Source organism: Pyrobaculum sp. (assembly GCF_049971835.1).
In the GTDB taxonomy this organism is placed as follows: domain Archaea; phylum Thermoproteota; class Thermoprotei; order Thermoproteales; family Thermoproteaceae; genus Pyrobaculum.
Map to the genome: position 1 here is coordinate 1 of NZ_JBMFKV010000068.1, position 9,910 is coordinate 9,910.

Here is a 9,910-nt window from a genome sequence, read left to right on the forward strand (position 1 = left end):
AGTGTTTTTGAGATGGAGATTATGTGTGTCTTTAGTATGTTTTTGAGATTTTGTAGAAAGCTGTCTATTGATGAGAGTATGCTCTCTATTGTCTGGTTTATCTTGGCGAAGGGGTCTGTGGCGTTTGTGGCGGCTATTACGATGGGTGTTAGGATGAGGAGGGCTGTGAGTATCTTCATGTCTATTTAACATCTTAATAAGCAACTATATCTCGAGTTTTTTTGTGCCTACTGTCAGCCTTATCTTTATGTTGCTCGCCTTTAGGCTTCGCGGATGTGCTCCCCCCTCGTCGTAGTACACGGCTCCGTCGTCGCGTACGTATTCATTAGGCGCGGCCGTGGCCATGGCGTGTCTAAATTGGCGTGACCCAATCTGCACAATGTCTTTCGAGCGGCCTGTGCATATGTGGGCCGGCACAGCCACCATCTCGGCTATCTTCCTCGCCGCCTCTAGGCTCCCAGCCACGTTGAGGCCCTCCACTCTGTACCCCGCGGCCCTCAGCCTTTCCACGTTGCTTTCAGAGACGTCTAGCTCGTTGATGTTTACGAAGCTTATGTAGGGCGCCAAGGCGTTGACGGCATCTGCGATTTCTCTTTCATATCCCGGAAGGGCCGGCACCTCGGCGCCGAGGGTTTTCCCAGCCGCGGCAAGGGCCTTTAGATACTTCTCCCTCCCAGCCGCCTGCCCCCTCGACGTTATGTGTATCCTAACCTCGTCCACCCGGCTGGACGCCAAGATGCCGACTCTTTTGCTGTTTAGGTTGAGGATGTGGGTGTACATGTGTATGTGGAAGCCGTCGCCGAATTCTCTCTTTAAGATGTCCGCCACGGCCTTGACTCTCTCGGCCACCACCGAGGGATCCCCCCCGGTCACGGCGGCGCCGTCGGAGGCGTACTCTGCGACGATTCTGGGTATATCCTCCAGCCTCTGTACAGGCACGTCGTTTACATAAATAACGTCGCGGCCGAACCTCTCGGCGCTCACAGGACAGTAGAAACAGCTAAGGGGACAGAGGCCTGTGATAAATATTACGCTTTTGGCGCCCAGGAGGCACAGCTCGCACCCCCTCGCAAAGCCCCCTCTAAACACCATGTTGTAATACACGTACGGGGCGCGGATCTTTATTTAAAAACTGTAAGTTTGTATACATGGCTGAGGAGGAGAGGACGGTAGAGAGGGTCCACGTGGAGGAGAGGGCGGGTAAGCAGATCCTCGTCATCAGGTGGAATACGGGGAAGACCTCGGCGGGGAGGCTATTCGGAAGATACGGCGCCGGAGGGAGGCCCGACTTCTTTAGGCTACTGTTTGGCGCAGTGGCGGGCTCCCTTAGGGAGAAGTTCGGGCCCCAGGGAGAGGAGATTTTTAACAAGATTAGGGACTCCGAGGAGTTTAGGAGAACCAGCAGAGAGATCTTCGACGAGATGAAAGAGTGGTTTTTCAACGAACAGGCGCCTAGACACGGCTTGGACAAAGGCGACATATTCATGATAATAACCGAAATAGAGCTAGATCCCTCCGCTGGGGAGCTCCGGTGGCGGAAAGACAGGACGGAGCTCTACTACTGGGTCAGAAGCGACAGGTGTCAACAAGTCGCGGCGCCGAGGGAGTGTAAAGACCTCGCAGAGGAAAACACGAAGCTGAGGCAGGAGGTGGAGAGGCTACGTGCCGAGCTTAACCAGATCAAGGAGAGGCTGGCTAGCCTCCTCAAGTAGGTAGAGACTCCACCTCCTCAACTTCCATTTTTGAAACTCAAACCTCCCGTAGATCCGCCCTCCCCCCAGCACAATAGGAAGCCAGTAGCGGTCGTCTTCCCACATCTTGTCGTAAGGCACCTCCTCCCTCCTAAACCAATGGGGGATGGCCTCCTCGCTTTCCCGCGGCTCCCCCACGTAGCTATTCGACGTAAACACGTGGACATAGTGGACGGACTCAACGCCGCCGTCTACAAAATTCCAAAACTCAAGAAGGCCGCCCCAATTCAGTTGCAACGGTTTCACGCCGATCTCCTCCACGGCCTCCCTCACGGCGGCCTCCTCCGGCGTCTCCCCCGGCTTCACCTTGCCGCCTACGCCGTTGTAGAGGCCCGCCCCGAGTCCCCGCTTCTTTAGAATCAGAAGGACCTCCCCGCCTCTGAGCAGGTACAGAAGCGTCTCTACAAGTATCACGTGGCTCTAAGCGCCTCGCCGATCCTCCTAATCCCCTCCTCGATCCTCTGCGGCGTCTCCGTCACGAAGGAGATACGTACAGCGGCTTTGTACACATTGCTGAAGTAGGAGCCGGGGACCACCGCGACTCCGTACCTTTCCAGCAACTCCCTCGCGAAGATCTCCCCGTCGCTTATGTACCGCGAGAGGTCTGCAAATACGAACATGGACCCCGACGGCACCACAAACCTCGCCTCTGGCACGTACCTCCTCAACGCCGCCACGGCGACGTCTCTTTTCTGGCGGTATATCTCCACCACCTCCCTTATATACCTCGTCCTAGACTCGGAGCGGAGGTATATGGCCACGAGCCTCTGGGCGAACGACGGGGGGCAGTAGACCATTTCCTCGTTGACCAGCTTGATTCTGGGTATCACCTCCGGCGGCCCGTATACGTAGCCAAGACGCCACCCGGGGATGGCCGGATCCTTAGAAAAGGTATTGATTGAAATCGTGCGCTCCGGCGCCATTTTGTAGAGATACACGTGGCTCCCTTCGTAGATCAGTGTTTTGTAGGCCTCGTCGGTTATTAGCCAGAAGTCGTAGTCAACGGCGAGGTCGGCCACGGCCTTGGCCACGTCCTCTCTCAGAGTCCTCCCAGTGGGGTTGTCGGGGCTTACTAGTATCATGGCCTTCGTCTTTCTGCTAACTACACCTTTCAAAGTTTCGGGATCTGGTTGAAAACCGCCTTCCAGCGACGTGACTACGGGTTTTATAACTGCGCCGAAGTACTCCAACAGCGGTCTATAGCCGAAATACGTGGGGTCTGTCACCACGACTTCGTCTCCCGGCTCTATTAACGTCGCCAGTGTGGAAAACATGGCGGCCTGGCCCCCGGCTGTTAGGACTATCTGCTCTGGGGGCACCTCTAGGCCGCCTAGCCTCCTCAAGTCCTCTGATATCGCCTGCCTAACTTCATAAATACCTTGGCTTGGCGTGTACCCGTACAGCTCCATCGACTCTGTCTTGAGTAGTTCCCCGAGGGCCTCCCTCACCTCGCGGGGGGGTGGGATAGATGGCTGGCCTGTTGAGAGTAGAATTACGTCTCTGTTCTCTCTCCTAAGTTTTTCACGTAGTTCGTCAATTTTGCGGGTGGGCGACTCTCTAAGAGCCGAGATTCTGGGAGAAAGCCCTCGCATTATGTCCGTCGGATGGATTGTATATATATGTTTACGTGTACGTTTTTTGTAAAGGGGGTATATAACCAGGGCCATACACTTGGATATGGAACAGGTAGTAATTCCTCTTTCGGAGGAGGAATTAGAACATCTATATAAGATATGCAAGAGGTATAACCTCGACTCTCTTGACGATTGTATTAACATGGCTCTTGCACAACTTATATATGTATATAAAGGGTTATAGAAAATCCCTGAAACGAGGCGGCGCGCCCAGTACCGTTGACAGCATTATCTTCACTGTTTTTAGATACTCTCTATTAACCTTTGCCAAGTGATGCGCCAGCCTCAGCCTTATGGGATACCTCCTAAATAGCTGGCACAAGACCTCCGGCCTATAGCTTTTTGGAAACTCTACATATATCACCCAGTCTGATTTGAAAAATGTGCCAGCCAACTCCCCTAGATCCACCGGGGGTAGATACGAGCCTGGGGGGGCTCTGGCTAACAGAGCTTCTACGACTCCCCTCTCCCCTACGTATCTGGAGAGTTTTGTGAATTTGTCTCTTAGATCTGCGTCGGGTATCCTCGGCCCGTATCTCGCAAGCCGCGGATCTTTGGACACCCCTATGATTCTGGCCGTGTTTACATAGGGCGTGAGGGGGCCGTCAACCAACACTATGTCTGAGTTTATGAACTCTGCAAAGCGTATTTCCCTGATGCGCGCTTCGACGTGGGGGTCGCCCGTCACTGTAGTGACGATGTATTTTCTCTTGATGTCTCGCCCGATGGCGACTATTGACTGTATTAGGATGTCCCGCGGCCCCACCCTCTGCACAACGTAGCCGGAGTCTACCGCGTAGTACTCAATAGGCCTACCCCCCTCTTCACATGGAGTGACCAATTGACTCAGCTCTCTGGGTATCTCCAGAAGCCTCGGCGGGGTCTCCAACTCAGCCAGCCTGAGCACGGCGGATAGGAGGTCTCTCATTAGTAAATCTCCTCAACTAGGCGGTCGAATAATTTCCTTATAGACTCCCTATCCAGCCCCCCCAGTAGATCTGCTAGGTGTGGGGGGAGTTCGTTAATTTCTCCTGCTATGTACTGCCCTAGTATTGAGAGAGTTTGTGACCTCTTGTGGCGCCGCCTCTCGGCAACGACGATTTCTTTTAGCTTTCGAAGTAGTATGTCCGCCTCGTGGCTGGTTTTGCTGAGCGCCTCTGCCAACTCCTTTTCGAGAATCCCCATCTCGGCGTACAGGGTGAGGGGCATCCCCTTGATGTATATCTTCTCGCCTATCACCGCCGCCACGGGCTTCTTGGTATACTTACCCACGCCTATGGGGACCCCGGCGCTGACGGCTCCAGTGGCTACTATGGACTTCAGCTCTCTGCCGCTTAGGATTACTACGTCGAAGAACTGGGGCTGGCCTCTTGCGTCTATTATTACGTCTCCCTCCTCCGCGGCGGCTTCTTCTCTCAAAATTGTGATCCTAGGCGACATATTTCTTCTCAATTACACGGGCTTTGTAGAGCTTTTCTAGATCTCTCTCAACCTCCTCTTTCTCAACACCCGACTCCTTCGCCAGCTCGTCGACGTCTAGTACGGCGCCTCTTCCCCGGCGGGCCACGGACTCTAGCAACTTTCTACGTACGCCAGTTTTCGCGGCGGCTATGTCTAGGGCCTTGTCTAAATCCTCTTCCTCAATCCCGAGCTTAGCCCTTAGCCACTCCAAGGCGGCTTTTCTAGCCCTCTCCAGCTCCATCAACGCGCCGTATCTCTTCTCGATCTCGGCGGCGTATATCTTAAGAGCCGCCACGTAGTCGTCGAGCCAGGGCTCCGGTAGCTCCAGCAGAAGCTTTAGGTCCCTCTCCACGTCTAGCCGCGAGCCCACTGCGCTGGCCATCTGCCTAACGCCGCCCCAGATCTTCAACGCCTCCTCGGCCTTCTGGACGATTGACTCCTCTCTTCTTATAGTATTCTCGTCTAGCCTGCCTAGATCTATAAACTTCCTCCTCTGTGGATACTTGTCTAGCACCGTCGATATCCTCCTCAATAGCCTGGCCTTTTCCTCGGCTTCTCGCTCCAGTTCTTCTTTGACTTTCTCGTACATCTCCCTGGCTTCGTGTAGTTTCAACACAGCTTCTCTCAAGGCCTTGGCATAGTCTTGTCTATCTGCTATTGAAGTCTTTAACTCCCCTATGTCCATCTTCTTCACTAGCTTCACAGGCCCCAGCGGGGTCTGCCTCTCGACTCTTACCTCTCTGAGAGCTTCTAGCTGGCGCAGGATCTCGGAGATGTATCTCTTGGCTAGGTCGTCTCTGTACTTATACAGCCTCTCGCCAAGCGGCACCACGACGCCTCTTAGCTTCATTAACTCAATGAGGTCCTCTTCCCTCATCTCTCTCCATAGGTTTACTGGGAACAGCGTCGCTATGAGCGATTTCAGTTCTTTCTCATGTATCGACTCTTCGAAGGCTGAGAGTAGAATTTCCTCGATTTCGCGGTATGACCTAAGCCCCTCTACGTCTCCTCCGCCGTCCAGCGCCTCGGCGGCTTTTACAAGCGCCACGATCTTCTTCTCCCTGCCCTTCCTCAGCGCTATGGTGTATTTGAGTATGTTCTCTCTCGCCTTCTCCCTCCCGAGTCTCACGGCGTCTACAAACTCGGGTGGCTTTTCCCCTCTCTTCAACAACTTGTCAATCACGTATTTTACAATTTCCTGTTTCAGCTTTTCGTACTTGTCGGCGCCGTATATCTCCACAGTGGCGAATTTCGACACTGGGTCGCGGAAGTGGCGCTTCCAGTAGGCAGTCATCAGGGGGGCCAAGGCTTGTTGTATCGTGTCGGTGAGCAAGACGCGGCTTACGACAAAGACGTTGAGGTAGTCGACTACGTAGCCGTTTAAGACGCCCTGCGACGCCACTTCTGAGAGCTCTTCGGAGATTTTCCTCAACTCCTCCTCTCTGTCGATGTACAGGAATAGGTAGGCCTCGCGCAGGCCCATGTTGTTATTCCACAGCGCGTAGCCGCAACAACGCCTCAGCCTTATACCCTCCAGCGACAGCGCCCTCTCGGCTTCTTCCAGCAGGGCTATTGGGTTCTCCAGCCGCTGGCTGTACTCCTTTGCCACCGCGGCGATTGTCTGCGCCTCCTCCCAGCCGACGAGCTTCGCCACGTCTTCAGAAACGACGTATCCTCTGCCAAGTGAATATCTCTCTAGGGCAAGATCCTCTTCGGCGATTAGGTAGAGGAAGAGCCTCCCCCCCTCCACCAGGGAGTAGTACAGGTACGGCTCGTAGGATATGTTTTTAGGATCCTTTATGTCCAGCTCCTTGCCTCTCGCCGCGACGTACTCCCTAGCAACACTCATGGCGTCTTTATCCTCGAAGGGTATTCTGTAGAGGTACACCTCTTTTAGATACGGCTTTTTGTATTTCACCGGTATTGCGGCGAATGCGAGTTCCAGAATTTCGTCGTCTACGTCTAGGTCAAACCCCTCTTCTCTTAGGAGGCGCGCCAGCCTCCCCCCCTCTTTCTTTATCTGGAAGAGCCTTGCCATTAGCTTCAGCAGAGGCCTAGGCGCGGCCTCCCCTCTCCGCTTCGCCAGGTGGTACACCGCCGACAGCTCATGTATAGAGAAGGGGCTCAACTGGTCTAGCTCGCCTCTCTCTATTTCTCTTATCCTCTCGTCGTCTGAATATGCGAGTAGTCTCTGCTTTACAAGCTCCACAAATTGCCAAAACGGAAATCTCGTGTCTATTACCACCTCTCTGTAGACTCTGCCGCTTGTCAGATCGAAGACATCTGGCACCACGTTCTTAAGTATGGTGTAGTAGAGCTGCGGCGTCAGCGCCGCCACAATAGCCACTTTGTTAAACCTCTCTGGTTCTCCTAGGAGGTATCTGTACGATCTGGGCTCTAGGAGGGCTCTTATGTAGGTGGCGACTTTCTGCACCATTTTGACAAATCTATCGTCGCTCAACGCGCCTAGTTTATGAACCGCGACGATGCGGGAGAGCTCATCTGCCTCGTCTATTAAGACCAGCATCGGCTTGTCCCGTTTTTTCGACGCCACCTCTATGACGAAGTCCTCCTCTAGCGAAAGCGCCGTTCTGTACACGTCGAACCCCTCCCCCTCTGCCAGGGACTCCAGCTCGTCTAGTAACTCGCTCTTGCCCCAGCCATAAGGCGCGATGACCACTGCGAGCACGTTGTTGTTGCCCTCCTTCACTGTCCTCAGCACCTCGGCCAGCTCTCTGAGCTCCTTGTCGAAGCCGACTGTCCTGTGTCTGCGCAGGAGGTGCGTCACCCCGCTGGGGCTAAACGGCAGATCGACAAAGGCGTACACTTAACGACTCAGCGCCTCGTCTTATATGTTCTGTAGATAAATTACCGTGTAGAGATGTTAATATAGGTGCTATTTGGGCTTTGTGTGATTCGCCGCTGTCAAGCGCTTGACATTCCTCGTATTCTTGAAATTGAACATGTGTCGTTTAAACAAGACGACGTATATAGCGAGGATCTACTCAGGTTCTTATGCGCCTACTGCAACGATCACTCATATGTATATGTAACCTCCGGGGGCGTAGTCGGGTATATTATAACGTGTATAGAGGGCAACGCGGCGCACGTCATATCCATCGCCGTGGCGCCGGAGTACCGGAGGCGCGGCGTGGGCAGGGCGTTGTTGTGCACCGCGTTGCAACTACTGGCAACCGGCAGAGTCGCCGAAGTTTTTCTCGAAGTTAGGGTTTCCAACACACCCGCGCTTAGCCTCTACAGAGCCGCTGGGTTTGAGATCTCGGAGACGCTTAAGTCTTACTACGGCGATGGGGAAGACGGCTATAGGCTTGTCTTGAGAGATAAGAAAAGAGCTCGGGAGTTCTGTCTAGACGTCAAAGAGAAGCTTCACCAGGTATAGGGCCGGCTTACACTTCTTTAGGTGGTACAGCTTGACGTAGTCTTCCAGCTTTATGTAGCCCTCCAGAAACTTCCTATCCACGTCCCATATACGCTTTTTAGCTAACTATAGGTGGGTATAAATGCAATACAATGTGTGCGGATCTGCGTCACGAGCGGCGCCAAGGGGGGAACTGGAAAAAGTACATTTGCCGAGCTAATGGCGTTTGTCTGGAGGGCGCTGGGGAACCCGGCGCGTGTGGTGAAGCCGCTGGGCGGAAGCCCCGGCTCTGGGCTTCTGATCGTCGACTTCCCAGCCTTTCAATTGACTGATAGGCGCCACCTGGCTGAGCTTCTACGTTGCGACTCTGTTATTTATGTGGCTGACGAGGACTACCAGACGCTGGCCTCTGTCGAGGTGGTGCACGCAATAGTCAGGAGGCCGGTGTTGGGGGTGGTGCTGAACAAGGTGATTAAGCGTCCAGGTAGAGACTTCCTTAGGCAATACGGCAGATTGGGAGAGGTCCATGTGGTGCGTTTCGACGAGAAGATGGCGGTGCACAGAGCAGTGGGCGTGCCTCCCTATAGAGTTAGGTCAATAGCTACACTTGACATGGCTAAGGCGGCAGTGGAGCTTTACAAATGTGCCAACGCTGGGAAAAGATAAAATTATATAGAACGGTGCAACTGCGTGAGAGGTGTGGTGTTGAGCCTCCGCCGCGAGAAGATCTTGCTACTAGCCGACACCCATGTGGGGTACGAGGTAGAGTTGAGGAGGGAACGCGGGATAAATGTTATGAGCCAGACCCGGAAGCTGATCGACGGCGTTCTCGAGCTTGTGGATCACCACGGCGTAACCTCGGTGGCTATATTAGGCGATGTGAAGCACGAGCTCCCGGTGCCCCGGGAAAGCGTCGAGGAGGTAAAGACGTTCCTCAGAGCCGTGGCGAGAAAGGTGCCGCTCCTCCTAATACCGGGCAACCACGACTCCCTCCTTCAAGAGATCGCAAGCGGCATAGAGGGCGTCGAGGTGGCGCCGGCCAGGGGGGTACTCCTTGAGAGGTACCTGCTCTTCCACGGACATGTAAAGCCGGCTAAGGAGGATTTAGAGCGGGCGGAGGGGGTTATCATGGGCCATACACACCCCGCCGTGGTGATTAGAGACGAGCTAGGCTACGCCGTGAAGGAGCCGGCGATACTCAAGATAAATGCCTCACGAACGAAAATATGTAAAGCCCTCTACGAGGAGCCGTGTAAGAGGCGCGGCAGGATTAAGGTTGTAGTGCTACCGGCTAGCCACCCGTTGATTACAGGCGTCGACGTTAGAGAAATACCCAAAATGGCCGCCGAGGGACGTACATTTCTCAAGTACATAGAGTGGGACCCAGAAAGCGTAGAGATTTACCTCACCGATTTTACGTTTGTAGGAACTCTATCAGACATAACTAACGTAGCCTAGCCACGGCGCCTTCGGCTGTGGGGGATCTCTTGAGGCGCTATATCTACAAAACATATAAGATGAGGCGCTAGACTACGGCCCCGTTATTCTTCCTTCACCGTTTTTAAGCTTTTTGGCATATGCCCAAGGCTCTGCACACAGGCTCCAGCCTCATCAGCGCATCCAGGGCGTCTCTGGTGAGCTGTATCTGATTTGGTTTTCTGCTCCACTTCTCCACCCCTAAGATC

General features: G+C 54.0%; 10 protein-coding genes. 4 read left to right on the forward strand and 6 right to left on the reverse strand.

The annotated features are described in order from the left end of the window. Nucleotides 1-204: 204 nt before the first annotated feature. On the reverse strand, nt 205-1,104 hold the full coding sequence (locus ACP5J3_RS07315) for a radical SAM protein (RefSeq protein ID WP_428495082.1): 900 nt from the start codon (nt 1,102-1,104) through the stop codon (nt 205-207). A 44-nt stretch (nt 1,105-1,148) separates the two neighbouring features. On the opposite strand from ACP5J3_RS07315, the gene ACP5J3_RS07320 reads away from it, so the two are divergent. Further along, nucleotides 1,149-1,712 carry a transcription factor gene (locus ACP5J3_RS07320; RefSeq protein WP_428495083.1) on the forward strand — a complete coding sequence of 188 codons (564 nt, stop codon included), beginning with the start codon at nt 1,149-1,151 and terminating at the stop codon, nt 1,710-1,712. Here ACP5J3_RS07320 and ACP5J3_RS07325 read toward each other — a convergent pair. From ACP5J3_RS07325 to ACP5J3_RS07345, 5 genes are all read right to left on the reverse strand, one after another. Next, nucleotides 1,659-2,165, reverse strand: a complete 507-nt coding sequence (locus tag ACP5J3_RS07325; protein WP_428495084.1) for an 8-oxo-dGTP diphosphatase — start codon at nt 2,163-2,165, stop codon at nt 1,659-1,661. The two genes, ACP5J3_RS07320 and ACP5J3_RS07325, sit on opposite strands and share 54 nt — an antisense overlap. After that, on the reverse strand, nt 2,162-3,343 hold the full coding sequence (locus ACP5J3_RS07330; protein ID WP_428495085.1) for a pyridoxal phosphate-dependent aminotransferase: 1,182 nt from the start codon (nt 3,341-3,343) through the stop codon (nt 2,162-2,164). Before ACP5J3_RS07330 ends, ACP5J3_RS07325 begins: the two co-directional genes overlap by 4 nt. Before the next feature lie 220 nt (nt 3,344-3,563). After that, nucleotides 3,564-4,313, reverse strand: a complete 750-nt coding sequence (locus ACP5J3_RS07335) for a DNA double-strand break repair nuclease NurA (protein WP_428495086.1) — start codon at nt 4,311-4,313, stop codon at nt 3,564-3,566. Continuing rightward, the gene (locus ACP5J3_RS07340) at nt 4,313-4,825 is read right to left on the reverse strand and encodes a hypothetical protein (RefSeq protein ID WP_428495087.1); all 513 of its coding nucleotides are present in this window, start codon (nt 4,823-4,825) and stop codon (nt 4,313-4,315) included. Before ACP5J3_RS07340 ends, ACP5J3_RS07335 begins: the two co-directional genes overlap by 1 nt. Beyond that, entirely contained in the window at nt 4,815-7,673 is a 2,859-nt protein-coding gene (locus ACP5J3_RS07345; RefSeq protein WP_428495088.1) for a hypothetical protein, read from the reverse strand. Before ACP5J3_RS07345 ends, ACP5J3_RS07340 begins: the two co-directional genes overlap by 11 nt. An 84-nt stretch (nt 7,674-7,757) precedes the next feature. Here ACP5J3_RS07345 and rimI point away from each other — a divergent pair, with 84 nt between their 5' ends. The 3 genes from rimI to ACP5J3_RS07360 all read left to right on the forward strand — a co-directional run bounded on the left by rimI (nt 7,758) and on the right by ACP5J3_RS07360 (nt 9,683). Next, a complete protein-coding gene (gene rimI / locus ACP5J3_RS07350; RefSeq protein WP_263242854.1) occupies nt 7,758-8,246 on the forward strand; it encodes a ribosomal protein S18-alanine N-acetyltransferase in 489 nt (162 codons plus the stop codon). Between the two features lie 135 nt (nt 8,247-8,381). Next, nucleotides 8,382-8,891 (forward strand): hypothetical protein, encoded by a 510-nt coding sequence (locus ACP5J3_RS07355; protein ID WP_428495089.1) that lies wholly within the window; start codon nt 8,382-8,384, stop codon nt 8,889-8,891. A 24-nt stretch (nt 8,892-8,915) separates the two neighbouring features. Further along, the gene (locus ACP5J3_RS07360) at nt 8,916-9,683 is read left to right on the forward strand and encodes a metallophosphoesterase (protein ID WP_428495090.1); all 768 of its coding nucleotides are present in this window, start codon (nt 8,916-8,918) and stop codon (nt 9,681-9,683) included. The last annotated feature ends 227 nt before the right edge of the window (nt 9,684-9,910 follow it).

Bases quoted from the DNA above. Each gene is read 5' to 3' on its own strand.
- ACP5J3_RS07335 (WP_428495086.1), bottom strand. From the start codon at position 4,313: ATGAGAGACCTCCTATCCGCCGTGCTCAGGCTGGCTGAGTTGGAGACC.
- ACP5J3_RS07340 (WP_428495087.1), bottom strand. From the start codon at position 4,825: ATGTCGCCTAGGATCACAATTTTGAGAGAAGAAGCCGCCGCGGAGGAG.
- ACP5J3_RS07320 (WP_428495083.1), top strand. From the start codon at position 1,149: ATGGCTGAGGAGGAGAGGACGGTAGAGAGGGTCCACGTGGAGGAGAGG.
- ACP5J3_RS07330 (WP_428495085.1), bottom strand. From the start codon at position 3,343: ATGCGAGGGCTTTCTCCCAGAATCTCGGCTCTTAGAGAGTCGCCCACC.